The organism is Moraxella sp. CTOTU47579 (genome assembly GCF_032004885.1).
Classification (GTDB): domain Bacteria; phylum Pseudomonadota; class Gammaproteobacteria; order Pseudomonadales; family Moraxellaceae; genus Faucicola; species Faucicola tetraodonis.
Genome location: NZ_DALZOJ010000002.1, coordinates 221,190 through 246,043 on the forward strand (window position 1 = coordinate 221,190; position 24,854 = coordinate 246,043).

26 protein-coding genes and 1 tRNA gene are annotated in these 24,854 nt (G+C 44.2%); 17 read left to right on the forward strand and 10 right to left on the reverse strand.

The annotated features are described in order from the left end of the window. Positions 1 to 36: 36 nt before the first annotated feature. The 3 genes from RTP55_RS02315 (at position 37) to RTP55_RS02325 (ending at position 3,095) form a co-directional block, all read left to right on the forward strand. Positions 37 to 1,665 (forward strand): CTP synthase, encoded by a 1,629-nt coding sequence (locus RTP55_RS02315; RefSeq protein WP_065262630.1) that lies wholly within the window; start codon positions 37 to 39, stop codon positions 1,663 to 1,665. 122 nt (positions 1,666 to 1,787) lie between these two features. Beyond that, on the forward strand, positions 1,788 to 2,651 hold the full coding sequence (kdsA, locus tag RTP55_RS02320) for a 3-deoxy-8-phosphooctulonate synthase (RefSeq protein ID WP_312383895.1): 864 nt from the start codon (positions 1,788 to 1,790) through the stop codon (positions 2,649 to 2,651). A 150-nt stretch (positions 2,652 to 2,801) separates the two neighbouring features. Then, a complete protein-coding gene (locus tag RTP55_RS02325; protein ID WP_188874669.1) occupies positions 2,802 to 3,095 on the forward strand; it encodes a heavy-metal-associated domain-containing protein in 294 nt (97 codons plus the stop codon). A 9-nt stretch (positions 3,096 to 3,104) separates the two neighbouring features. On the opposite strand, the gene RTP55_RS02330 is transcribed toward RTP55_RS02325, so the two are convergent. Continuing rightward, on the reverse strand, positions 3,105 to 3,545 hold the full coding sequence (locus tag RTP55_RS02330; RefSeq protein WP_312383897.1) for a MerR family DNA-binding protein: 441 nt from the start codon (positions 3,543 to 3,545) through the stop codon (positions 3,105 to 3,107). A 108-nt stretch (positions 3,546 to 3,653) separates the two neighbouring features. Between RTP55_RS02330 and copM the strand changes: the two genes are divergently transcribed. Genes copM through RTP55_RS02345 form a run of 3 tightly spaced genes read left to right on the forward strand, consistent with a single transcriptional unit; the run spans position 3,654 to position 7,000 of the window. After that, positions 3,654 to 4,397, forward strand: a complete 744-nt coding sequence (copM, locus tag RTP55_RS02335) for a CopM family metallochaperone (RefSeq protein WP_312383899.1) — start codon at positions 3,654 to 3,656, stop codon at positions 4,395 to 4,397. Between the two features lie 40 nt (positions 4,398 to 4,437). Beyond that, the gene (locus RTP55_RS02340) at positions 4,438 to 4,650 is read left to right on the forward strand and encodes a heavy-metal-associated domain-containing protein (protein WP_312383900.1); all 213 of its coding nucleotides are present in this window, start codon (positions 4,438 to 4,440) and stop codon (positions 4,648 to 4,650) included. Positions 4,651 to 4,702: 52 nt separating this feature from the next. Continuing rightward, positions 4,703 to 7,000, forward strand: a complete 2,298-nt coding sequence (locus tag RTP55_RS02345) for a heavy metal translocating P-type ATPase (RefSeq protein WP_312383901.1) — start codon at positions 4,703 to 4,705, stop codon at positions 6,998 to 7,000. Here the strand turns inward: RTP55_RS02345 and RTP55_RS02350 are convergent. Then, complete coding sequence (locus RTP55_RS02350; protein ID WP_065253194.1) at positions 6,992 to 7,444, reverse strand: hypothetical protein; 453 nt, start codon at positions 7,442 to 7,444, stop codon at positions 6,992 to 6,994. The genes RTP55_RS02345 and RTP55_RS02350 overlap by 9 nt on opposite strands. Before the next feature lie 139 nt (positions 7,445 to 7,583). Between RTP55_RS02350 and eno the strand changes: the two genes are divergently transcribed. From eno to ispD, 3 genes are all read left to right on the forward strand, one after another. Next, on the forward strand, positions 7,584 to 8,924 hold the full coding sequence (eno, locus tag RTP55_RS02355) for a phosphopyruvate hydratase (protein WP_065262635.1): 1,341 nt from the start codon (positions 7,584 to 7,586) through the stop codon (positions 8,922 to 8,924). Positions 8,925 to 9,098: 174 nt separating this feature from the next. Next, complete coding sequence (locus RTP55_RS02360) at positions 9,099 to 9,449, forward strand: septum formation initiator family protein (RefSeq protein ID WP_076774942.1); 351 nt, start codon at positions 9,099 to 9,101, stop codon at positions 9,447 to 9,449. A gap of 76 nt (positions 9,450 to 9,525) precedes the next feature. Continuing rightward, positions 9,526 to 10,320, forward strand: coding sequence for a 2-C-methyl-D-erythritol 4-phosphate cytidylyltransferase (gene ispD / locus RTP55_RS02365; RefSeq protein WP_312383903.1), 795 nt, complete (start codon positions 9,526 to 9,528; stop codon positions 10,318 to 10,320). A gap of 184 nt (positions 10,321 to 10,504) precedes the next feature. Here the strand turns inward: ispD and RTP55_RS02370 are convergent. From RTP55_RS02370 to RTP55_RS02380, 3 genes are all read right to left on the reverse strand, one after another. Continuing rightward, positions 10,505 to 10,580 (reverse strand) — tRNA-Glu (locus RTP55_RS02370). Positions 10,581 to 10,828: 248 nt separating this feature from the next. Further along, the gene (locus RTP55_RS02375) at positions 10,829 to 11,014 is read right to left on the reverse strand and encodes a hypothetical protein (RefSeq protein ID WP_062333798.1); all 186 of its coding nucleotides are present in this window, start codon (positions 11,012 to 11,014) and stop codon (positions 10,829 to 10,831) included. Positions 11,015 to 11,040: 26 nt separating this feature from the next. After that, positions 11,041 to 11,229 (reverse strand): hypothetical protein, encoded by a 189-nt coding sequence (locus RTP55_RS02380; RefSeq protein ID WP_007116099.1) that lies wholly within the window; start codon positions 11,227 to 11,229, stop codon positions 11,041 to 11,043. A 223-nt stretch (positions 11,230 to 11,452) separates the two neighbouring features. Between RTP55_RS02380 and speC the strand changes: the two genes are divergently transcribed. Both speC and RTP55_RS02390 read left to right on the forward strand, forming a co-directional pair. After that, positions 11,453 to 13,606, forward strand: coding sequence for an ornithine decarboxylase (speC, locus tag RTP55_RS02385; protein ID WP_312383906.1), 2,154 nt, complete (start codon positions 11,453 to 11,455; stop codon positions 13,604 to 13,606). Between the two features lie 199 nt (positions 13,607 to 13,805). Further along, positions 13,806 to 14,318 (forward strand): hypothetical protein, encoded by a 513-nt coding sequence (locus tag RTP55_RS02390; protein ID WP_060996244.1) that lies wholly within the window; start codon positions 13,806 to 13,808, stop codon positions 14,316 to 14,318. A 1-nt stretch (position 14,319) separates the two neighbouring features. Here the strand turns inward: RTP55_RS02390 and RTP55_RS02395 are convergent, their stop codons facing one another. From RTP55_RS02395 to RTP55_RS02405, 3 genes are all read right to left on the reverse strand, one after another. Beyond that, positions 14,320 to 14,958, reverse strand: coding sequence for an anthranilate synthase component II (locus RTP55_RS02395; RefSeq protein WP_062333807.1), 639 nt, complete (start codon positions 14,956 to 14,958; stop codon positions 14,320 to 14,322). 126 nt (positions 14,959 to 15,084) lie between these two features. Beyond that, positions 15,085 to 16,497, reverse strand: coding sequence for an anthranilate synthase component I family protein (locus RTP55_RS02400; RefSeq protein WP_409418400.1), 1,413 nt, complete (start codon positions 16,495 to 16,497; stop codon positions 15,085 to 15,087). 267 nt (positions 16,498 to 16,764) lie between these two features. Further along, entirely contained in the window at positions 16,765 to 17,061 is a 297-nt protein-coding gene (locus RTP55_RS02405; protein ID WP_007116094.1) for a Trp family transcriptional regulator, read from the reverse strand. A 459-nt stretch (positions 17,062 to 17,520) separates the two neighbouring features. Between RTP55_RS02405 and RTP55_RS02410 the strand changes: the two genes are divergently transcribed. Together RTP55_RS02410 and RTP55_RS02415 are read left to right on the forward strand one after the other, a co-directional pair. Beyond that, positions 17,521 to 19,497 (forward strand): oleate hydratase, encoded by a 1,977-nt coding sequence (locus RTP55_RS02410; RefSeq protein ID WP_312383909.1) that lies wholly within the window; start codon positions 17,521 to 17,523, stop codon positions 19,495 to 19,497. A gap of 154 nt (positions 19,498 to 19,651) precedes the next feature. After that, a complete protein-coding gene (locus tag RTP55_RS02415; RefSeq protein ID WP_201664729.1) occupies positions 19,652 to 20,290 on the forward strand; it encodes a glutathione S-transferase family protein in 639 nt (212 codons plus the stop codon). A gap of 129 nt (positions 20,291 to 20,419) precedes the next feature. On the opposite strand, the gene RTP55_RS02420 is transcribed toward RTP55_RS02415, so the two are convergent. Next, the gene (locus RTP55_RS02420; protein ID WP_312383911.1) at positions 20,420 to 21,388 is read right to left on the reverse strand and encodes a ketopantoate reductase family protein; all 969 of its coding nucleotides are present in this window, start codon (positions 21,386 to 21,388) and stop codon (positions 20,420 to 20,422) included. A gap of 134 nt (positions 21,389 to 21,522) precedes the next feature. Here RTP55_RS02420 and RTP55_RS02425 point away from each other — a divergent pair, with 134 nt between their 5' ends. The 4 genes from RTP55_RS02425 (at position 21,523) to rpmG (ending at position 23,074) form a co-directional block, all read left to right on the forward strand. Continuing rightward, a complete protein-coding gene (locus tag RTP55_RS02425) occupies positions 21,523 to 21,645 on the forward strand; it encodes a hypothetical protein (protein WP_257619932.1) in 123 nt (40 codons plus the stop codon). Further along, a complete protein-coding gene (bioD, locus tag RTP55_RS02430; RefSeq protein ID WP_312383913.1) occupies positions 21,645 to 22,346 on the forward strand; it encodes a dethiobiotin synthase in 702 nt (233 codons plus the stop codon). Before RTP55_RS02425 ends, bioD begins: the two co-directional genes overlap by 1 nt. Positions 22,347 to 22,646: 300 nt before the next feature. Next, on the forward strand, positions 22,647 to 22,883 hold the full coding sequence (gene rpmB, locus RTP55_RS02435) for a 50S ribosomal protein L28 (RefSeq protein WP_007116088.1): 237 nt from the start codon (positions 22,647 to 22,649) through the stop codon (positions 22,881 to 22,883). Positions 22,884 to 22,918: 35 nt separating this feature from the next. Continuing rightward, positions 22,919 to 23,074, forward strand: a complete 156-nt coding sequence (gene rpmG, locus RTP55_RS02440; RefSeq protein WP_007116087.1) for a 50S ribosomal protein L33 — start codon at positions 22,919 to 22,921, stop codon at positions 23,072 to 23,074. Between the two features lie 213 nt (positions 23,075 to 23,287). On the opposite strand, the gene RTP55_RS02445 is transcribed toward rpmG, so the two are convergent. Further along, positions 23,288 to 24,745, reverse strand: a complete 1,458-nt coding sequence (locus tag RTP55_RS02445; protein ID WP_312383916.1) for a C13 family peptidase — start codon at positions 24,743 to 24,745, stop codon at positions 23,288 to 23,290. Positions 24,746 to 24,854 lie beyond the last annotated feature (109 nt).

Genomic DNA, 24,854 nt, shown 5'->3' on the forward strand with positions numbered 1-24,854 from the left:
TAAAATTCTTTTTTACCAACGAGCGAAATAGATAACATGACAAAATTCATCTTTGTAACTGGCGGTGTCGTTTCTTCACTTGGCAAAGGTATCACCGCTGCATCGGTAGCTGCGATTCTTGAGGCGCGTGGTCTGAAAGTCACCATGACCAAAATGGACCCTTATATCAATATTGATCCAGGTACAATGAGCCCGTTTCAGCATGGTGAAGTGTTTGTTACCGAAGATGGCGCAGAGACTGACCTTGATTTGGGCTATTACGAGCGTTTTTTACGCCACTCAAAAATGACGCAGCGCAACAACTTTACCAGCGGGCGTATTTATTCGGCAGTGATTGAGAAAGAACGTCGCGGTGATTATTTGGGTGGCACGGTACAGGTCATTCCGCATATTACCGATGAAATCAAAGCGCGTATCCGTGCCAGTGGCGAAGGCTACGATATTGCGATGATTGAAATCGGTGGTACTGTCGGTGATATTGAAAGCTTGCCATTCATGGAAGCGGTGCGTCAAATGCAAGTTGAACTTGGCCGCAACAATGCGATGCTGATGCATTTAACCCTCGTGCCTTATATCGCGAGTGCAGGCGAGAGCAAAACCAAACCAACCCAGCACTCAGTCAAAGAATTACGCAGCATTGGCTTGCAGCCTGATGTGTTAATCTGTCGTAGTGAACACGCCATTAGCGATGATAATCGCCTAAAAATTGCATCGTTTACCAATGTTGAGCAACGTGCCGTTATTCTTTGCCCAGATGCCAAATCTATTTATCAAATTCCAAGTATCCTGCACGCGCAGCATTTAGATGATTTGATTTGTGAGCGCTTTGGGTTAGATACGCCAGAGGCGGACTTGAGTGATTGGCACCAGTTTACCCAAGCGTTGTTAAATACCCAAGAAACCGTCACTGTGGCGATGGTGGGTAAATACGTCGAACTGCCTGATGCCTATAAGTCAATCAATGAAGCCTTGCTACATGCGGGCGTGGCAAACAATGTCAAAGTCAATATTGACTATGTCGATGCCGAAAAACTTGAAAACGATGACAGCCTGTTTGAGCATATTAAATCCGCCGATGCTGTGCTTGTCCCTGGTGGATTCGGTGAGCGCGGCACCTTGGGTAAAATGAAAGCAATTCGCTATGCCCGCGAAAACAATGTGCCTTATTTGGGAATTTGTTTGGGAATGCAATTAGCCGTCATTGAGTTTGCGCGCAATGTATTAGGTCTTGACGCCAACTCAACAGAGTTTGATAAAAAAACCAAAGCGCCATTGATTGGTTTGATTACAGAATGGTTTGATGAAAAAGGTGAACTACAAGTACGTAGTGACGCCTCGGACTTAGGCGGTACCATGCGTTTGGGTGCCCAAAAAGCCGAGCTTGTGGAAGACAGCAAACTGCGCCAAATCTATGGCAGTCCTGTGATTACTGAGCGCCATCGTCACCGCTATGAAATGAATGGTCGCTATATCGAACAGCTGGAAAATGCCGGTATGAAAATTTCTGGTTATTCAGCCAAACAGCATTTGGTTGAGTCAGTAGAGATTGCCAATCACCCTTGGTATGTGGCGGTACAATTCCATCCAGAATTTACCAGCCAGCCACGCGGTGGTCATCCATTGTTCAATAGCTTTGTTGCGGCGGCGAAACAAACCAAAAAATAGTATTTATGACGCACAAAAAACCATCTGTTACAGGTGGTTTTTTGTTTTTAGCCAGCTTCGTATCTAGCCAATTATGCTATAGTGACAATCAATAACAACTTTAACAACATACTGAGAGCCCTATGACCACTAACTTACCGACACCGCAATCCCATATTCAGCTCAACGATATCACCATCGGCAATGATCAACCGTTTGTGCTGTTTGGCGGCATGAATGTACTAGAAAGCAAAGATTTGGCATTTGAAATTGCTGAAAGCTATATTGAAATCTGTAAACGCTTAAATATCGGCTATGTGTTTAAGGCAAGTTTTGATAAAGCCAATCGCTCAAGCTTGTACTCGTTTCGTGGTCCAGGTCTAGAAAAAGGCATTGAATGGCTAAGCGACATCAAAAAAGCGTTCAATGTGCCCATTATCACTGACGTACACGAGCCGTACCAAGCTGAGCCTGTGGCAGCGGTGGCGGATATTATCCAGTTGCCCGCGTTTTTGAGTCGCCAAACCGACTTGGTAGCAGCGATGGCAAAAACCGGTGCGATTATTAACGTCAAAAAAGCACAGTTTTTGGCACCCCATGAGATGAAACATATCATCAATAAATGCCTTGAAGCCGGTAATGATAAAATCATCTTGTGCGAGCGTGGCAGTGCGTTTGGTTATAACAATCTCGTTGTTGATATGCTTGGCTTTGACATTATGAAAAAAATGCAGGTTCCCGTGTTTTTTGATGTGACCCATAGCTTGCAGCAGCCGGGTGCGCGTGAAGATAGTGCAGGCGGTCGCCGAGAGCAAATTACCACGTTAGCACTCGCTGGCATGGCAACAGGATTGGCAGGGTTATTTTTGGAAGCGCATCCAAATCCTGATATCGCCAAATGCGATGGCCCTTGTGCGCTGCGGCTGAGTCAGCTTGAGCCGTTTTTAGCGCAGTTAAAACAGCTTGATACCTTAGTCAAAGGGTTTGAGGTGTTAGATACTCATTAATTTTTACGCAAGTTTTAACACAAATTTGCAACGCCTTGTTATTAAAATGTTATCAATCGATAACGAGGCTTTTTTTTGGCTATGTTATAGTGCTAGGTTATAGGACTAGAACAATATTTTATAACCCACAGCATAAATACAGGAATGACTATGGCAATTCAAACAGTCGCGTACGATTTAAAAGGCATTAATGACCCTGCAGGCTATGAGGAAGTCATGAAAGCTTTAACCACCATCGGCGGGGTTCAGGCAGTGCATCTTGAACCTGAAAATCATCGCGTGATTGTAAGCTTTGATGATACCGAGACGTCAGTTTTTGCCTTCAAAGCTGCGCTGACCAATGTTGACTATATCACCGAGCCGTTCCCGATTGAGGCACCTGCCAACCCTGCCAACAATCGTACTTTAGCGGGTGATTTGGCAAAAGATGGTAGACTTTTTTAAATTGTTTGTTCAGTGGCTACGCTCGGTGCGGCAAGGGTGGTTGGTCACTGAACCATTTTGTACGCCATCTTGCAAGCCCTCTAAAATGCTACAGGTAGGCGAGCCATCTCCCAAACAACTATCGTGCCATCCTTGCAGGGTGGCTTTCATTGATTGTAACCGCTGTATTTTATCGCTTAGTTCATCGATGTGATTGCGGGTTAACGCTTTGACTTGGGCATTGCTACGCTGCTTGTTATCTTGTAGAGCCAATAACGCTTCAATTTGCGCTAACGAAAATCCCACATCACGGGCATGTTTGATAAATTTTAGACGCTGTAATTGGGTATCGCTAAAAATACGGTAACCACTGTCCGTGCGCTGAATGGTCTGTAATAAACCGAGTTTCTCATACTCACGAATTTGCCTAGGTGATAATTCAGTCAATTTAGCGACTTCATTAATATTCATTTTTTGCTTGACCTTGACCTAATGTTAAGGTTTATAGTAATACCACAGTGTGATAAATCAATCTTTTTTTTCAAAGAACATAAAAAAAGCAACCTGAAGGATATGAATATGAATAACATCGTGGGTTTGCCATGGGTGGTGGCATTGGCGCTAGGTATGACAGCTTGTACAAAAAATGACACCACCCAAACTGCAACAACGGCATCAAGTACCGATTCAATGAGTATCGATGCGAGAAGTGCCGATGCGAGCATGACCCAAGCACAGTCAATGCATCATATGGCTTCGGCAGCGGATACACAGTCACAATCGCAGCCGCCGCATATCATGGCTTATATGGATATCATGAATAAAATGCACCAAGCCATGTCAGCAGGGGTGCAAGCTAAGAATGCCGATGTCGGGTTTGCCAAAGGCATGATACCGCATCATGAAGGCGCAATTGCGATGGCAAAAGTGGAGCTGCAATATGGCAAAGATGCCGAGATGAAAGCCCTTGCACAAAAAATCGTCGATGCCCAGCAAAGTGAAATCAGCGTGATGCAAAACTGGTTGGACAAAAACGAATCAAGTCAGGTAGCGGCGAGCAATGCCAAAGAAATAACGCAAGCCTATCAGCAAAAAGACATGAGCAACCACGATGCCATGATGCAAGGAACTATGGACGCCAATCCTGATATCGCCTTTGCTAAGGGTATGATACCGCATCATCAAGGCGCGATTGATATGTCAACGATAGAGCAAACCTATGGTAAAAATCCAGCGATGCTAACACTCGCCAAGCAGATTAAACAAGCGCAAACGCCAGAAATCAAACAAATGCAAGACTGGCTTAGCAAACAAGCTTATTAATTAAAAGAATAGCCACGTAAACGTAAAAAAGGAGCGTAGTATGACAACCCAAACCATCACCTTAAATATCCAAGGCATGACTTGTGGCGGCTGCGTCAAAAGCGTAACCAATGCCCTCAATCAAGTGGCAGGGGTGAAATCTGTCGATGTCAGCCTAGACCATAACAGCGCAACCATCAGCTTTGATGACAGCCAAGCACAACAAAACACGCTTAAAGAAGCGATTGAAGACGCTGGCTTTGACGTAGTATAACGACGCCATACAAAGACACCATACAAGGACTCCATACAAGACAGACACTATCATGACTACCCAATCGATCACCCACGCGTCAGACAACGCCCATACCGAGCAAGTCATTCTTGATATCGATGGCATGACTTGTCAAGCCTGTGCCAGCCGCATCGAAAAAGTGCTCAATAAAAAGCCTGCGATAGTGCAAGCCGATGTCAATTATGCCAATGAAGTGGCGCAGGTGCAGTTTGATGCATCACAAACCAACGCCGAGCAGATTGTAGAATGGGTGAAAAAGACAGGCTATGAGGCAAAATTGCAGCCGAAGAACGCGCTATTTGCGCATGAAGCCTATGAGCAAAAAGCGCCCTACACCTTGATTGCGGTTTGGATTTGCTTGCTGCCTTTTTTGATTGGCATGGCGGGCATGATGATAGGCAGTCACGCACTGATGCCGCCGCTGTGGCTACAATTTGTGTTGGCAACTATCGTACAGTTTGGCTTGGCGATACCGTTTTACAAAAGTGCGTGGGCGAGTATCAAAGGCGGTCTTGCCAATATGGACGTGTTGGTGGTGCTGGGCACACTGACAATTTGGGCGTATTCGACCTATAGTTGGTTGAGCTATCTGCAAACCACAGCCCAAATGGGGCATGATGGGATGGCGCATAGCATGGCCCATGTGTATTTTGAAGCCAGTGTGATGGTAATTGCCTTTGTCAAAATGGGGAAATACCTAGAAGCCCGTACCAAAAAACATAGCCTAAATAGCATCAATTTGCTATTAGCGCTCACCCCTGAGCAAGTGGAAGTTAAAAGCCCCAATCCACAAAGCCAAGATGCACAGTGGCAAACCCTGCCCCTTGATCAAGTCACGGCTGGTCAAATTTTACGTGCTAAAGCAGGTACTCGCATTGCCACTGATGGCATCGTCACCGCTGGCGAAGGCTGGTGTGATGAGAGCCATTTGACGGGTGAGTCGGTGCCCCTATCTAAACATATTGGCAGCACGGTGCTGGCAGGTGCCATGGTAGAAAACGGCAGCTTTGAATACCAAATCACCGCCAAAGGTAGCCAAACACGGCTTGGCGATATGATACAAGCGCTCAACGACGCGCAAGGCAGTAAAGCCCACATTGCCCGTATTGCAGATAAAGTTGCAGGTATCTTTGTGCCGGTGGTGGTTGCCATCGCTTTGTTGACTTTTTTTGCCAATTATTGGTTCTTAGGCGCGTTTGACACGGCACTCATGCGCGCGGTATCGGTGTTAGTGATTGCTTGCCCCTGTGCATTGGGACTTGCGACGCCGGCAGCCATCATGGCGGGCATGGGCGTGGCAGCACGCTCAGGGGTTTGGTTTAAAGATGCGCAAGCCTTAGAAGCGGCAGGCGCAATTGATACGGTAGTACTCGATAAGACAGGCACCATCACCCAAGGCAAACCCCAATTATCTGCAGCGTACCTGATAGATGACAATCTAAAGCTGTTTAACTTAGATAAAGCAGCGCTGCTGCAGCTCGTTGCCAGTGTCGAGCGTCATGCGAACCACCCGCTTGCGACCACGCTAGTGAACTATGCTGAATTTTACAATAAACAGACTGATACGCCTCAAAGTCCAGCGGCATTTACCATAAGCCATGTGGAGACAGTGCTCGGGCAGGGGATACAGGCACAGGTAGCAACTATTGGGCGGGTGAAAATCGGCACGCCAAGTTTTGCCAATCTTCAGTTGCCTGCAGCGACTACCCAAGCCAATCCCATTTGGCAAATTGCCAGTCAAGTGGCAGTAAGTATCGATGACACCCCTGTGGCAGCCTTTGCGCTAGCCGATGAGCTTAAACAAGACAGTGTTAAGGTGATTGCGTCGCTGCAAGCCCATCATCTAGATGTGGTAGTGATGAGTGGTGACAAGCAATCGGTGGTGGATTATATAGCCCAGCAGATTAACGCCAGCAAGGCGCTTGGCGAGCTGTCGCCACGTGACAAAGCACAGCGCATTGATGAATGGCAACAACAAGGCAAAAAAGTAGCAATGGTCGGGGATGGTGTGAATGATGCTCCGGCAATGGCAACGGCGACCGCAAGTTTTGCGGTAGAAGGCGCAACCGATATTGCCAAGCATAGCGCCACGGCCAGGCTGATGGGCGAGTCGCTCAAACATGTCGATTATGCGGTCACAATTGCCCGCGCAACCCTGCGTAATATTAAGCAAAACCTATTTTTTGCGTTTATCTATAATTGCCTTGGTATACCGTTAGCGGCGTTTGGGCTACTCAATCCGATGATTGCGGCCGCGGCGATGGCGCTGAGCTCGATTTCTGTACTACTCAATGCGCTGCGATTGACTCGATTTAAAGTGTCACATTAGCCATACTTTTTCGACTTTGCAATTGATTTTAGGTTGTGGCTGTAGAGCTGCATAAGAATATTCACCCCCACCAACGGACATAGTATCGCCTAAACGGTATTTGGTTTTTCTTATAGTTAGAATTTGGTTTTGCGCATCCCAGCTCGTGGTTTCAGCTGGAAAAACAACCGCTTGATCACCTATCATCAAGCAATTATCTTTTAGATTAAGTGGACCCGTCAGTTTTGCCATCGGTGCAATACGATAACCCTCTTTAGTAAGAACGCTAGGCATAACAACTAAAGGGCTAGAAAGATTAGGCTTATTTATATCAAGTGATTTTTTGACTTCAGGATGAGTAATGACCATTGGTGGTGGGTTTGATAAAATTTTTGATTGACAACCCAACAAAGTCAGCGTCAAAAAAGTGCATAGGGTTGTGATGGATAAAGAGGTTTTAATCATTACGATTTTCGCTTATATGAGTAGATATTTATTACGATGAGTCTAACAAAATATGGTTTTCTATCCTACTAAAAAAACTTACCAAAATATGCTATTATGGCGAAAATTTTACTTTTACTGAATAAAAACAGGAAACGCCATGTACGCTGAAGAAACCACCACCAATAACCAAATCAAAGATATCATTGCCCGCGAAATTTTGGACTCACGCGGCAACCCAACCATTGAAGCCGATGTGATTTTAGCGGATGGTACTATCGGTCGTGCAGCCGCGCCATCGGGTGCATCGACAGGCTCACGTGAAGCGCTTGAGCTGCGTGATGGTGACGCATCACGCTATCTAGGTAAAGGGGTCAAAAAAGCCGTTGCCAACGTCAATAGTGAAATTCGTTCATCACTGGTTGATATGGATGTATCAAAACAACAAGACATTGACAACAAATTATTAGCGCTTGATGGCACAGAAAACAAAGAAAAATTGGGCGCCAATGCGACCTTAGCAGTATCTTTAGCAGCAGCCCGTGCCGCCGCACAATCACAAAAACTGCCACTTCACCAGTACATTGCTAACCTACGTGGGCAAACATCACTATCGATGCCGGTGCCGATGATGAACATCCTAAATGGCGGTGCCCACGCGGACAACACTGTTGATATCCAAGAGTTTATGATTGAGCCTGTTAATTTCACCAGCTTCGGTGAAGCGTTGCGTGCGGGTACAGAAGTGTTTCATAGCCTAAAATCTGTGCTAAAAAAACAAGGCTTAAACACCGCAGTCGGTGATGAAGGTGGCTTTGCACCAAACTTACGCTCAAACGAAGAAGCGATTACTGTCATCATGCAAGCGATTGAGCAAGCAGGATATACCGCAGGTAAAGACATTTACTTAGCGCTTGATTGTGCCTCATCAGAGTTCTACCATAAAAATGAGCAAGGGAACGGTCAATACGTACTTGAAGGCGAAGGCAATAAAGCCTTTAGTTCAGAAGGTTTTGCGGATTATTTAGCAGGTCTTGTGAGCCAATACCCAATTATCTCGATTGAAGATGGTCTAGATGAAAGCGATTGGGATGGATGGGCGTACTTAACGCAAAAATTGGGCGACAAAGTACAGCTCGTGGGTGACGATTTGTTTGTCACCAACCCAAAAATTCTACAAGAAGGTATCGATAAACACATTGCCAATGCGATTTTGATTAAATTTAACCAAATCGGTACTTTATCAGAAACCTTAGACGCCATTTATCTAGCGAAGAAAAATGGCTATGCCACCGTCATCTCACACCGCTCAGGTGAGACTGAAGACAGCACCATCGCTGACTTAGCCGTGGGGACAGCTGCAGGTCAAATCAAAACAGGCTCACTGTGCCGTTCTGACCGTGTTGCCAAATATAACCAATTGCTTCGTATCGAGCAGATGGTCACTGCAAGCTACCACGGTGCTGACGAGTTTATCGGTTTACGCAACCCAAAAGCCTAACTTTAAAAGCCTAACTTTAAAAGCTTAGCGCCAAAAGCTTAAATCCAAAAGCTTAAATATTAGAGCTTGATAAAGCATTGAAGTGATAAAAACCTTAACCCATGACATTGAATTTGCTACAATGCGTGGGGTAAGGTTTTTTTATGCCAAAAGTTTTTATTATTGAGTGCTGTCATGACTTATTTGCGTCAACTGTTTATGATTATTTTTGCGGTGATTGTGTTGGTATGTCTACAATACCAGTATTGGTTTGGCACCAATGGTCGTGGCGATTTGGCAGCATTAAATAAACAAATCAGCGAACAGCAATCCATCAATACCGATCAGCAAAAAGCCAATGAGGTATTGCTTGCCGATGTCAAAGACTTAAAAAACGGACTTGAAGCAGTGGAAGAACATGCTCGCTCCGATTTAGGTTTAATCAAACAAGGTGAAACTTTTGTGCAAATGTCGACTGCTAGCAGTGTGTATAGTACCGATGTGGTCACACCGAATGCCCACAATACCGCCACGTCTCACCCATAAAAGCATAAAAACTGCCAAAGTTATATTTGTCTCAATTTTTACTGTCAACTGTTTACTTTATTGTTGAAAAGACGCCATGTCAGAACTTAACGCAATACCTGCCAATTTATCTAACAACTTTACGATTGACACCGTGGTCGTCGCTGCAGGCGTTGGCAAACGCTTTGGTAATCAGATGCCAAAACAGTACACCCATATTGGCAGTCAGACGGTGCTCCAACACAGCATAGCGGCGCTAAGCAAAGTCCACCAGCTAAGCAGTTGCTATTTGGTGATTTCTGAAGAAGATACGATTGCCAAAACACTTAACTTTAGCATGCCAATCGAGTGGGTGATAGGTGGCAAAGAGCGGATGAATTCGGTGTTTAACGCCGTGCAAACGATTTGGCGACAATATCAAAATCCGCTCAGTGACAAAGACTTCAGTGAAAAAGCTAGTCATCATGCGTATGATAATCATTGGGTGCTGATTCATGATGCTGCGCGTCCTTGTGTCAATCCGAGCGATATAGAAAAATTGATCACACAGACCACACAGCAATTTTCGCAACAGTCGGCGGGTGGCTTATTAGCAGTACCGGTGCGTGATACGGTCAAACAAATCATCCATTCACAAGACCAAGTGTTGGCACAAAAAACGCTTGATCGCAGTCAGTTGTGGCTAGCACAAACCCCGCAGATTTTTCCATTGCCAACACTGTATGATTATCTAATCCAAGCCATTGAGCAAACGATTGCGTTTACCGATGAAGCCAGTTTATTTGAGCATTTTGGCAAACAGCCGTTATTGGTGGAAGGCAGTCATAGCAATATCAAATTGACGTTTCCAGAGGATTTGCAGTTTGCGCAGGTGTATTTGGCAAAACCTTAGCAAAAATGGCTTTGCAACAAATTGAGGTTACCGCTAAAAACCGCATAAGAAAAGAAGCCCATAACAAAAAAAGCGCACGAGCAAAAAACGGCAATGAGAATTTATAAAGCCACAAAAACAAAAAAGCCATACTAAATTAGTATGGCTTTTTAACTGTATTTTCTAGTGGTAACACTAAAAAAATTGGCGTCCCCACGGGGATTCGAACCCCGGTTACCGCCGTGAAAGGGCGATGTCCTAGGCCTCTAGACGATGGGGACACTAGCACGCTTAGTTTATAGCGTGACCTCGACCGCTTTCACCGTTAATGTCGAAGTGGAGCGTATAATATATATTTTTATTTTTGCCGTCAACTGTTTTTTATGTATTTTTTTATATTTTTAACAATTAGCCCATCATACGTTGACCCATGATACTTGGTAAAGCGGCATGAAAAGCGCATTAGCCAACTAATGCGCTTAATTACAGTGTTTTCTAAAAAGTGTTGTCTAAAAATTTCACACCGTGCTTATGAGTGATTTTTCTGATGCGACTTAGGTGTTGTATGAGCACGCGTCGTATGAGATTGCGGCGGCAGCTTAGCGGCTTTATTTTTTAAGTGATAGCGAATCCAAAAATGGGTTACGATGCTAATCACAATCGATAAACTGATAAAACCTAAAATGGTCATCCAGATTTGACTATCTACTTGCATACTTGATCCTTGTGAGACAATCTAAGTTAACGCTGATTATCGATGCGCTGGCTATCAATACTTTGATTAGCTCCCATTGTTTGATTACGAATCGCATCATCGCGCTGTTTTTTCTTGAGTCGGAACGTTAGCCATAAATATGTTAATATGCCTAAGATTACGGCAGCAATCATATACATAATAATAGTAGTCCAAATACTGTTATCTACGCCCATGAAAGAGTCCTTTTTATTATTGTTAGCATTAGTGTAACAGGTTTTAACAGCTATTTTACGTCATTCACGTAATGATGTGTGGTAGCGATGTTACTGGCTATTTTCAAACACTGTAATAAGCGTCTACAAAAGTACTTTTTTTCACTTTTTCATATTTTTACGTTAAGATAATTGTCTAAAAAACGCTTTGGCAACTGACACGGTTGCAGCAAGGAAAATAATTATGAAAGTAGTCATCAGTGACGGCATCGAATACGCCCTAAATCTTAATTATCGTACCATCGATATTGAATCGACCGACTATACCAATATTGCAGCAATTGTGGTCACGATGACAGACTTGCCTCGTGTGTATCAAGATATTGAAGATTTGGGGTTTGCTATTCCGATATTTGTGGCGATTGAATATGGTGATGTAGTGCCTGATGAATGGCTACCCAATGTGTATGGTGTGCTAGAGCTGGCAGATGATCAAAAGTTTTATAACGGACAATTGGTCAATGCGGCGGCGGCGGATTACATCGCCACGCTCGATCCGCCTTTTTTCCAAGCCTTGATGGACTATACCGACTATGGCAATGCGGCGTTTGACTGTCCTGGGCACCAAGGCGGACAGTTTTTTCGTAAGCATCCTTCGGGCAGACGTTTTTATTTATACTTTGGGGAAACGCTGTTTCGTGCCGATTCCTGTAATGCCGATGTCCGTCTTGGCGATTTGCTAATTCATGAAGGCCCAGCGTTTGAGGCACAAGCGCATGCGGCGAAAGTTTTTAATGCGGATAAAACCTACTTTGTGCTCAACGGTACTTCCTCTTCCAATAAAATTGCGATTGGTGCCTTAGTGGCGCATGGTGATTTGGTGCTGTTTGACCGTAACAATCACAAATCTGTGTACCAAGGTGCCTTAACCATGGCAGGTGGTACGCCTGTGTATTTAGAGACCGACCGCAATGCTTATGGTTTGATTGGCGGCATTCCTGCCCATTGTTTTGAGGAAGCCGAAATCCGTGAGCGTATTCGTGAAGTTGCGCCCGATAAAGCCGATGATGCCCGCCCATTTCGCTTGGCGGTAATTCAGCTGGGCACGTATGATGGCACTATTTATAACGCCCGCCAAGTGGTGGATCGCATCGGGCATCTGTGTGACTATATTTTGTTTGACAGTGCCTGGGTGGGTTATGAGCAGTTTATCCCGATGATGCGTGATTGCTCGCCTCTGCTGCTTGAGCTCGGTGAAAATGATCCTGGAATTTTGGTCACCCAATCGGTACACAAGCAACAAGCAGGCTTTTCTCAAGCCTCACAAATCCATAAAAAAGATAACCATATCAGCGGGCAAGCCCGTTATGTCAATCATAAACGCTTTAACAACTCGTTTATGATGCACGTATCGACCTCGCCGTTTTACCCGTTGTTTGCCTCACTTGATGTCAATGCCAAAATGCATGAAGGTAAAGCCGGTCAGCGCATGTGGCATGAGTGTGTCATCGGCGGTATCGAAGCTCGTAAAATGCTGCTAGACACTTGTAGCATGATTTTGCCATTTGTCCCGCCTACAGTAGATGGGCAAGCTTGGCAAAACTACGATACCGAAACCATTGCCCATGATATTCGCTTTTTCCGCTTTGAGGCAGGGGCGCGTTGGCATGATTTTCAGCATTATGCCGATGACCAATACTTTATCGACCCCTGTAAATTGCTACTGACCACGCCAGGCATTGATATGCAAACCGGCGAGTATGAAGCGACAGGGATTCCTGCCGCGATTTTGGCGCATTATCTGCGTGAAAGCTCGGTCATTCCAGAAAAAGCCGATTTAAACTCGATTTTATTCTTACTGACGCCTGCCGAAACCTTGGCAAAATTCCAGCACTTGGTCGCCCGTATCGTCAGTTTTGAAAAGCACATTCGCGAAAACAGCCCCGTCACCCAAGTGTTGCCGACACTGGCTAAGGCATATCCGCAGTACCGCAAACTGACCATCAATGAACTATGCCAACTCATGCATAACTTCTATGCCAAACATCAGCTCAACAAACGACAAAAACAAATGTTTGAGCGCGAACATCGCCCCAAGGTTGCTATAAGCGCGTTTGATGCCCATAACGCCTTTATCCGTAATGATGTCGAGCTGGTATCGCTGCATGACATCAAAGGCAGAATCGCCATGGAAGGTGCACTACCGTATCCACCAGGGGTGTACTGTATTGTACCTGGGGAAGTGTGGGATGGGGCTGTGCTGGACTACTTCTTGGCATTGCAAGAAGGGGTTAATCGCTTGCCAGGCTTTGAACCAGAAGTGCAGGGCGTGTACTGGGAGTATGACGACCAAGGTAAAAAGATTGCCTACGCCTATGTGTTAAAACAGTCTCACTAAATTTGATTGACGGTTTTTGATTCATAGGCTTTCTCTTTGAGGTCTATATTTGGCGCGTTTGCAGCAGTAACCAATGGCGCAAAAATTGGTCTGTGTAGATGGGTGCGATGCTATCTAATTAAATGATAATCATTATTATTTACATTATCAATCTATTATTGGATAATGACGGCTCAATTTTTTAAGAGGCAGTCAAACAATGACAATGAAAGATTTGCGTATCTACATGAGGCTTGGGCACCGCTATGTTGGATTCTTTATGGTTGGCATTATGCTGGTCTATTCGCTAAGTGGCATGTTGCTGGTATTTCGCGACACTGATTTTTTAAAATCTTCAAAAACTGTCAAGCAAGTCGTGGCAACCAATCTTGATGAGAAAAATTTAGCCAAAACCCTAAAAATGAAAAACATCGATTTTAGGGAGCAGCAGGGTGATATACAGCTTTTTAAAGATGGACAGTACAATACTAAAACAGGTGAGGTGACTTATACCAGCAAAAAGCTGCCTGTGGTATTAGATAAAATGGTGAATTTTCATAAAGCCCCGTCAAAGGGCAGTATGGGCGGATTGAATACATTATTTGGGTTGTCGTTACTATTTTTTGTGCTATCGAGTTTGTTTTTATTCACCCCAAGTTCCAAAATCTTTAAACGTGGTTTGGCGTTTGTTGCCGTTGGGGTGGTGTTGTCGGTGATTTTGTTGATGTTGTAAATTATCCTAACAAAAAGTTTTTCAGCAGCGTTTTGGCGCCTTCGGTGGCGAAGGATTCTGGGTGATATTGCACCCCTTGAATCGGATAGTCACGGTGGCGAATACCCATGATTTCATCGCCTGCTAGGCTGGCATCTTTGAGGTTTTTATCACTATGTTGCTCACTAGATACCAGGCTGGTCACTACCAAACACTCGGGGAGTGAGGCGGCATCGACCATCAGTGAATGATAACGCATGATGTCAAGCTGCTGTGGCAAACCTTGATACACGCCTTGACCATCATGACGAATCGGTGACGTTTTGCCATGCATGGGCACATTGGCGCGCACCACTTGACCACCAAAAAAATGCGCAATGCCTTGCATGCCAAGACACACGCCTAGCAGCGGTGTGGTTTTGCCAAGCTCAGTAATGACGTCACCACACACACCAAAATAAGCAGGGTCATCGGGCGAACCTGGACCAGGCGAGATGATAATGCGGTCAGGATTCATGGCTTGGATATCCGCTAAGCTAATCTCATTATTGCGTTTGACAACCACGTTAAAAGGTTGATTGTCTGCGGCTAAAATCTCACCAATATATTGGTATAAGTTAAAGGTAAAAGAATCGTAGTTATCAATAATTAACACTTGCATAGTCAACTCTAAAAATAGGTTTGGCGGTAGTTCTAAATGTTTAAAATACTGCTATATATCTTGCTATCATGCCAATCTATCATCACTCTTGTCTGTCTTAAGCTATCGTTATGATTAAAAACTAGCTTACGACACTGGCGCAAAATTGGACAGTACAACTTTCATCGCAGACAGTTTTCGCACAATTTCTTCATACTCATCTTCAGGATTGGAGTCATACACATTGCCACCGCAAGTTTGCGCATACGCTTTTTCGCCATTGATAAACAGCGAGCGAATCGGAATAGCAAAAATACAATCCCCATTAAAACAAAACTGACCGAGTGCGCCACCGTAAGCGCCGCGGCCATCGGGCTCTAGTGTATTTATAATTTTCATTGCTTCAATTTTGGGTGCGCCTGATAGCGTACCTGCGGGAAAATTACTGGCAAGCGCGGTGAACATATCATGATTAGGGTCAAGAATACCGACGATTTCACTGGAGATGTGCTGGACATGTGAAAAGCGCTTGATATCCATTAAGTTACGCACTTTTACCGTCCCAAAGCGTGCCACCCGCCCGATATCATTACGATGTAAGTCCACCAACATATTATGTTCGGCGATTTCTTTGGGGTCATTGAGCAAGGCGCGCGCTAATTGGCGATCTTCGGTCTCATCCTTGCCGCGTTTGGTGGTGCCCGCCAGTGGGAAGGTTTCCATCTCACCATTGCGCAATCGGAACAACAACTCAGGCGATGCGCCGATGATTTTTTGGGCGCCAAATTTGACATAGTACATATGCGGTGACGGGTTGACTTCGCGCAGTTTACTATAAATTGGCATGCTATCGCCTTGGATGCGATAATGCGACTTGAAACCCACTTCACACTGGAAAATCAGCCCAGCTTTAATGTCTTCTTTGACTTTCATCACTGCTGCCGCATGTTGCTCGCGGTTCATGCCATCGCCCAAATGCTCAGCAGTGGGCTGGGTATAGTCAGGCGAAATAGCGTTCAATAATGACTTAATTTCGTCAATACGATTGCTTTGGTGGTCGGTATCGTAATAATAATAAAAAATTTCACCGGTCATCTTATCAAGGCTTAACCCATCTAAGTACATACCGAATTTGAACGGCTCGAAATCATCACTGGTTTGAATATTCAGGGTCGGCTCAAAAAAATTGACACTATCAAATCCCAAAAAACCGACCAATCCGCCGGTATGGCTACGTGAAATCACATGCTGTGGGGTGATTTCGCGCAGTAGTTGGTAAGGATTGTCACAGGTATAATCCGTGCTTTCCCCCGTGCGATTGTTGGTGATAGTCAAAGTATGGCGGTCTTTTGCCAACACTGTCATCGCAGGGTCAAAGCCGATGGCATGATGACGTGAAATATAGCTTTCTTCGCCCAACGATTCCAGTAAAAAACAAGTAGCGTATTTGGCTTCGATGCGTTTAAAGAGTTCAAAAAAATCAATGTCTTGTGCAAGTTTAATCAGGCTTGGTTTGCTGGCAAGGGCGATTTTGGGCGGTTTGGCGTGTGTAGTCATCATGGTGTCTTAAATTTATAGTGTCCTAAATTTACATTATCTTAAATTTATAGCGGCTTAAATTTACCCTATCTTAAATTTTAATCAATGTTTCAGTGTTCTAGTATGATGATACATTGTAATCAGATTAACCCCTGCTTGCAACTCTTTTATGGCATGCCAGTTATTTTCTCACGGATTTTCATCGCCCTTCTACTCACCCCAAAGTATGTCACCCCAAAGTATGCTACTGTGAGGGGCTTATTTACGCTTGAAGCCATTATCACAAATTTATAGGTTCAAATGACTCAGATTTGGCAATAATTGGTTGATATCGTGTTGACCATATGCTTTGGCGCCCCGTGATACGGTTGCAATGCCCACCCCCAAGCGCTCCGCAATTTCGCGTTGTGGTAGCGCTTGCTGAAACAAGGCAAAAATTTGAATACGATTGGCGATTTCTTTTTGTTCTTTTTCAGTCAGTAGCGCTGCCAAAATTTCGCGGATAAAGTCACTATCATCGGTTTGGCTCAGTAGCTCAACCAAATAATCATAGGCGGGTAGGAATGATGGCGAAGTGTGCGGCATAGTAGGTTTTGTTTGAGTAAAAGAGGACAAGTAAAGCATTTCAGTGTTCTAGTATAGTGATACATTTTACGGCGTTTAGCAACTGAACTCAATCGATTTTTATCCCTTTAGAAAACTCAATAGGTGCGATAACTGGTTACGTTTGATTACAAAAGCGCAAATAACTGAATATTTAATCAAAGGTTATTCGACACAAAGTCGCTTTAGCGAGGTTCTATAATGTGGTTATAATAAAATTGCTTAGTTAAAAATCTAAGTGAGTTTATTAATTATAAATAATGATTATCAATCATAATTATTATAACCGCGCCGTTGTCTTTGGTTATTGTGTAGCAGTCTTAATGGGCAATTAAGAATGGGCAGTTAAGGTCAATGTCAAAAGGTAGCAGCGCGGTTTAAAGAGTTAGCTAACGCTAATGTTATTCAATACTAATCTTATGCAAAATAGGGCACTTCATTATGACAACCAACGCTAAAAACAACAGTGAATTTTTGAAAAATATGGCTTTTAAAAAGGTCGATCACCAACCACAGCGGGCGGATTATCAATCTAATCAACCTGGCAGTTCGATGCCTTTTAGCGATGCCCGTGGTAACTATCAGCGTAATATCGGTTTTGATACCGGGCGTTTTAAAGACAGTAAAGTCTATATCGTCGGCGGCGGTATTGGCGGGTTGGCAGCGGCGTATTATTTTATCCGAGATGCCCATATCCCAGGCGAGAACATTACTTTTTTAGAAGAATTAGCGGTGCAAGGCGGCTCACTTGATGGCGCTGGTAATGCCAAAGACGGTTATATCATGCGCGGCGGTCGTGAGATGATTACCACCTACGAGAATTTTTGGGATATGTTCCAAGATATACCTGCGCTAGAGCTACCAGATCCTTATTCAGTGCTTGATGAATACCGCCTGATCAATGACAATGACCCCAACTATTCTAAAGCACGGTTGATTCATAACAAAGGCGACATCAAAGATTTTCACAAGTTTAATCTCAACAAAGCCGACCAACTTGCCATCGTCCGTTTATTACTAAAAAATCAAGATGAACTCGATAATCTCACCATTGAAGATTACTTTAGCCAGAGTTTTTTGGACAGTAATTTTTGGACGCTATGGCGTAGTATGTTTGCTTTTGAAAATTGGCACAGCTTACTTGAGTGCAAGCTTTATATGCACCGGTTTTTGGAAGCCTTAGATGGCATCAAAGATATGTCGACCCTGTTATTTGCCAAATACAACCAATACGACAGCTTTGTGGTACCTGCGCAAAAATTTTTAATCAATAAAGGCGTCAAACTACAAAGTGACACGTTAGTGACAGCGGTTGATTTTGAGCAGCAAGGCGACAAAAAAATCGTTAAAGGGCTGACAACCACCCAACAAGGTCAACAAGTCCATATCCCTGTACGAGACAATGATTTTGTGATTATTACCACAGGGTCAATGACGGAAGATACGCGCTATGGCACCAGTGACACTGCACCTGATATCCGTCTCACTGATGATGAAATGGGAAAAACGAAAGGCTGGGTACTATGGAATGACCTTGCCAAACAATCTGCTGTGTTTGGTCGTCCAGAAAAATTTAACCGTCGTGTACCCAAATCTGCCTGGATGTCAGCAACATTAACTTGCAAAGACTCGGCGCTTTTGCGCAAAATCAGCGAAAAATACTGTGTCAATCCGCCGCTATCAGGCAAAACAGTCACAGGCGGTATTGTTACCATCACCGATTCCAACTGGCTTATGAGCTTTACTATTAACCGCCAACCGCAATTTCTTGACCAACCTAAAGACGTGGTGGTGATATGGGTGTATGGGCTATTGATGGATAAAAAAGGCAACTATGTGCCAAAAACCATGCCAGAATGTACGGGGCATGAAATTGTGATGGAGCTGCTATACCACCTAGATTTGCTTGAGCAAAAAGATGATATTTTAGCCAATACCATCGCCAACACCGCCTATATGCCCTATATCACTTCGATGTTTATGCCACGTGCCAAAGGCGACCGTCCGCAAATTGTACCCGAAGGCTGCACCAATTTAGGTCTCATCGGTCAATTTGTTGAGACCAACAATGATGTGGTGTTCACCGTTGAAACTTCGGTACGCTCGGCGCGGGTCGCGGTGTACACGCTAACAGATTGTAATAAGCAAGTGCCTGATATCGTACCAACCCAATACGATATTCGCAACATACTCCGCTCTGCCAGTACACTCAACGATGACCAAGGCTTCATCGGGGAGGGCATACTGCGCCGAGTGCTCGCCAATACCTATTATGAGCACATCTTGCCACCCGTCGCCAAAAAAGCGCACAAAGACAGCTCCTTGATGCAGTCGCTTGCCGAGCAATTTGAAGTAGTCAAAGCCTTTTGGCATAAAGAAGGGCAAAAAGATGAGCAAAAAGCGCAGGATAAAAAATAAGCTTCGATAAACATTTGTCCTCAAACTGAAAATCCTCCTGCTGTCAGGGGGATTTTTTATCAGCAAAATTTCCTTTGCGCCTAAAAACCCTATTTCGTAAAACGGTGGTTTCAAGTATATTAAAGGTAAAATCACACATCATAAGGAACAAGTGATGAAACTATACACCATGAATGCCCCGCCAAACCCGCGCAAGGTCGACTTATTGTTAAAAGTCAAAGAACTTGATATCAATGATATTCATAATTTACAAGTCATCAACGTGGATATTGGCAAAAATGAGCAAAACTCACCGGAGTTTTTGGCGGTCAATCCACTCGGGCTGTTGCCTGTATTAGTGCTTGATGATGGCACTGTGCTCAATGATTCACATGCCATTTGTGAATATCTGGATATTCGACTTGCAGGCAATGGTAAGCAAGTGATGGGCTCAGACCCTATACAACGCGCCAAAATCACCGCAATGTCACGCAATGCGGAGTTTCACGTGCTGTATAACATGATGCTGGCTTTCCAGCATGGGCATCCATCTCGCGCATTGATGGGAAACCAAGTGCCTGGTATGGCAGAAGAGAGCATCAACCGTGTCAAAAAAGCATTGCCGTACTTTGACGAGCTATTATCGAGTCACAAATACTTGCTCGGTGATCGACTCACCTTCGCTGATATCGTGTTGTATGTTGGCTTGGATTTTGGGCGAGTAATGAAGTTTAATCCCAAAGATGCCAGTGTAGTGGGTGAACATGTGGCACGTTTTTATGCGCAAATGAGTGAGCGTTTTGGTAAAAAATAACGGTTGTTGATATAAAAAAGGGCAAGCTAGATGCCCTTTTTTATTTGTAGTGGTTATTCATTGCTTTTATCCACCGTTTCTATTTACTGCTTTTATGCCTAGTTTTTTTCAATAGCGCTAGGGTTGTCATCATGACTGATTGTTAGCCATTAATGCACTGATGCCATCATATAGGGTGTCGTTGACCGGGGTGTCAATGCCATGCTTATCCCCCAATTCGCGAATCGTCCCTGCAAACAAATCAAGCTCACAGCGTCGCCCTGCTTTTAAATCCTGTCGCATTGATGGCATGCCTTTGGGATCCAGCGCATCCATAATCGCCAACCATTTTTTGAAATCTTCCTCAGTTAAGGTTACGCCTTCAGCGTGTGCCACTGCCATCACTTCACGCATCGCGGCTTTGAACATGTCGCGCGCTTCACCCGCTTGTTGCACGGTATCAAAGGTACCTTGATACAATGCCACGGTTTGATTGACGCCGGTATTTAACATCAATTTGCCCCACAGCTGGCGCGGCATGTCATCGCTTACTGAGTGCGGGAAATTGACTTGATTAAAGAGGGCATCGACTTGTTGCACGCGTGCGCGTTCAGCGTTATCAGTTGTCATCGCGCCAATGACCAATTGTCCATGATCGCGATAAATCAGTTGGCTAGCATTTTCCCCATTTTTTTCATGCGGCTCATTTTTCATGGCGTCCATTTGCTGCGCCACACAATACACAATGCGCTCGTCACCAAAGGCGTTTGCCAATACTTTTTCGCTGGCGATACCGTTTAGGGCAGAAACAATCAGCGTATTGGCGCCAAGTTGACTTTTGATGAGCGGTAATACCTCATGTAACTGATAAAATTTGGTACACACCATCACCAAATCGGCAGGACTTAGGTTTGAATGAGGGCTTTCATTTGGTGTGACATAGTTGAGTGTTAATGGCTCGCCATTTACCAATAAACCTTGCTGTTGGTAGCGGTTGACACGGTCAGTATCGGCGACGATACGCAAGTTCTCAAAAGGCATGTTTGGGGCTAATATACTGGCAAATAACGCCCCTAATGAGCCAAATCCAACAATGGCAATAATCGGTGAATCGTTCATCTTTTTTCCTGTTATTTTGCGACATTGATTAGAGTTGTGATAAAGTTTAGCAGATTTTTGCACGTATTTTAAAAAAGGAATCACAATGAAATTATTAAAAATGGCTGTGTTCATGGGTTGTTTATAGACTGCTTATGAAAAATCAGCAACAAACTTTGCAAGAACTAATGCCAGCGTTTGAGCAAAAAATTGAAAAAATTACCCAATCAGCTCAAAAAACCACCCAAACCATTAACCATAAAGCAAGTAAGAAATAATGAATTTATCTAATGTTAACGATGCTGCATCTTCACTAAACGGCGCATATTTTGTCACAGGTACCGACACAGAAATCGGTAAAACCACCACCACCGCGCAACTGGTCAAGAATATAGCTGAAAAAGGCAAAAGTGTATATGCTATCAAGCCCGTTACGGCAGGCATGGAAACCGATGACAACGGTCAAACATATAGCGATGATGCAAGGCGCATCAATCAATTTGCCAATGTCAAACCACCGCTGTCTGTCATTGCGCCTATCCAGCTAGCGACGCCTTGCTCACCGCATATCGCCGCGCAGCTTGATAACGTGACACTCACCAAAACCCAATTAGTCGATACCATCCATAAGTCCATCGCAGCCTATCCTGCCGATGTGATTTTAGTTGAAGGGGCAGGCGGCTGGTTTACCCCTATTAATGAGCAAGAAACGCTTGCTGATGTGGCAGCCGCGCTCAAATGCCCTGTCATCCTGGTCGTCGGTATCAAGCTTGGCAGCCTTAATCACGCCATGCTAACCCTACAAGCAATTTGGCAAGCAGGGCTAAAAGTCGCTTTGGTTATTTTTAACCAATTACAGACCGACACGCCTTTTGTCGATGCGCAAATTGACTGGTTAAGTCAGCAAATTTTACGCAAGTATCCTGGGTATCAAAACCCGCCACCCTTGATGGTCAAACAAGGCGTTTTAACCCATTAAATTTTTATCCAATCACATTGCATTTTGGCATAAGTTATGGTATAAATAGCGGCTTTAAATTTACTAGCGATTTTTTGACGCTTGCTTAAAATGGTTTTGATTGACGCAAGTCAAGTGACTAGCCGTGAGTAGCTAATTTTAAGTGCGCCGCCAAAAGATTAATTATTGATTCAAACTGAGATACTCAACACTAGAATCGTTGAAACCCTAGCTTTTTTAGCTTCAATGATATGCGAGATGTGCGAGTATCAGTTGTGACAGGCATGAGCAGCCCTCATGCACACCGATTAGGAGTAAGCCATGTCTCGAGTATGCCAAGTGACTGGAAAACGCCCAGCGGTAGGTAACAATGTTTCTCACGCAAACAACAAAACCCGCCGTCGTTTTCTACCAAATCTACACACCCATCGTTTTTGGGTAGAGAGCGAAAACCGCTTTGTTAAGCTTCGCTTGACTACCAAAGGTATGCGTATCATTGATAAAGTTGGTATTGACCAAGTTTTAACTGATATGCGTGCTCGTGGCGAAAAAATCTAATTTTTGCCTTTTCATATTCTTAGGGAGCAATTGCGATGCGTGATAAAATCAAATTAGTTTCAACTGCAGGTACGGGTTATTTTTACACCACGACCAAAAATAAACGTACCATGCCAAACAAAATGGAAATCAAAAAATTTGATCCAGTGGTACGTCAACATGTTGTATTCAAAGAAGCTAAAATCAAATAATTGACTGACACAGTCTATTTGACGCGCTATTTGATAAAAAAGTGGGTAACTCAGGTTAACCCACTTTTTTATGTCCAAAAGTTTTATGTGCAAAAATTATAAAATCGCTAAAAAATTGGCAGAAAATATCAATTGTTCCTAATCGCTACCGCGATGGATGGTAAGACGAGTGGCAAGGCATCTTGGCAGCTAAAACAGCCGAAACGGTCTACGTTATTTGTGCAGTTGGTGGCTACTTAAGGTATGGGCATCGCTAGTAGCACTGGCGGCAGTCGATGGCGCTATCACAACCGCAGGTAAGGGTTTAAGACTGTTTTCAAATTCTGGCAATATCGCTTTAATAGCATCACCCATCACCAATTGTGGCTCAGACGGTTCAAACCCCATCATTTTTTCCCGTTCAGCAATGCGTTTACTGGCGGCTTCAAACGCAGGTTGAAAACGGCGAAGCTTGGGTAAGCTTTCAGCAAAAAATGCTTGTCCAAAGTATGTATATTCGGCTTCATTAGAACAGCCAAACGATGATTTGTTCGCAGCTGAGGCGGTAATCACGAGGGTATCTGGTGATTTTAACTCATTGATAAATGAGCCAGAATAACAGGCGGATACCACAATGACGCGCCATTTAATGCCAGATTTATCCAATGATTGGCGTAGCCATTTGGCATCGACATTATCGAGCGCTAGCGGTGGGTTGGACATCTCAATCACCTTGTCACCCCCATGCGAGGTCAAGGTCAAAAATAGCACATCTTCATTGACATCCATTTTTTTGGCGATACTTTGCAAAGCGCGTTCAATACTGGTTTTACTGGCAATCGGTAGCGCAGACAGGGTATTGGCATTGTTAATGAGTTCAACCGAGCGTCCTGCTGTGCCAAATTGATGGTCAAAGTATTCTTTGGTTAGCTCAATTTCTGACCGGAAAACATCTTGCTCGCCATGACCTGCGACACCCATAAAGTACCAATCATGTATAGTCGGGCGTTGCGGCTGCACGTTATTTAGCATATGAGCCAGAAGCTCAGGCTGCGCATAAAATGCCGCTTCAGTGACCACGGGTTCGACGGGGTCAGATTGAAAAATCGGCTCAGATTGCACGTTTTTTTGCCATACACTGAGTACGGCAAACGCACCTAGCATAATCAGGACACGCTCAATCCATGACCAGCGTAATTGATTGCCAAAAATCCACAGCAGCGATAATGACTGCCAGACAAACGCCAATACGAACACAATACCAATCGTATCAAACGTCCATTCAGGTAGCCAGCCCAAGTCTGAGATAAACTGAATCAGGCTTTGCACCAGCATCATAAAAGTGTCAGCACACAGCCACAAAATCGCCGGCACAAAAATCAGCATGGCATTAAAATGACGTTTGGCAAGAATCAATCCTGCCACCAACATCACCATCGGCCACACCAAATAACTAATCAGCCCTTGTGGATTAAAATGGGTGGCATCTTCAGCCACCAACCACGAAAACAGCAAATTACTCGCCAGTGCCGTCAATCCAAACAATAAAAACTGCCATACGGTGGGCTTGACCCAATAAAACGCACGTTTGGAACCTATTAGCATGTGACCCGTGGCACGGATATTGGCGATAACGTTATGAGAAAAACGTTTGAGCGGGGTTAAATCAAGATCGGTAAGAGAAGTTGGCAAAATATCCACACTATTGAAAGGCTGATTCTAAATCGGTAGGCAAGTAGCGATAAAATAATAATACAAAATAGGCATGGGGTGTTAACAACTTTATTAATCATTCATGTTT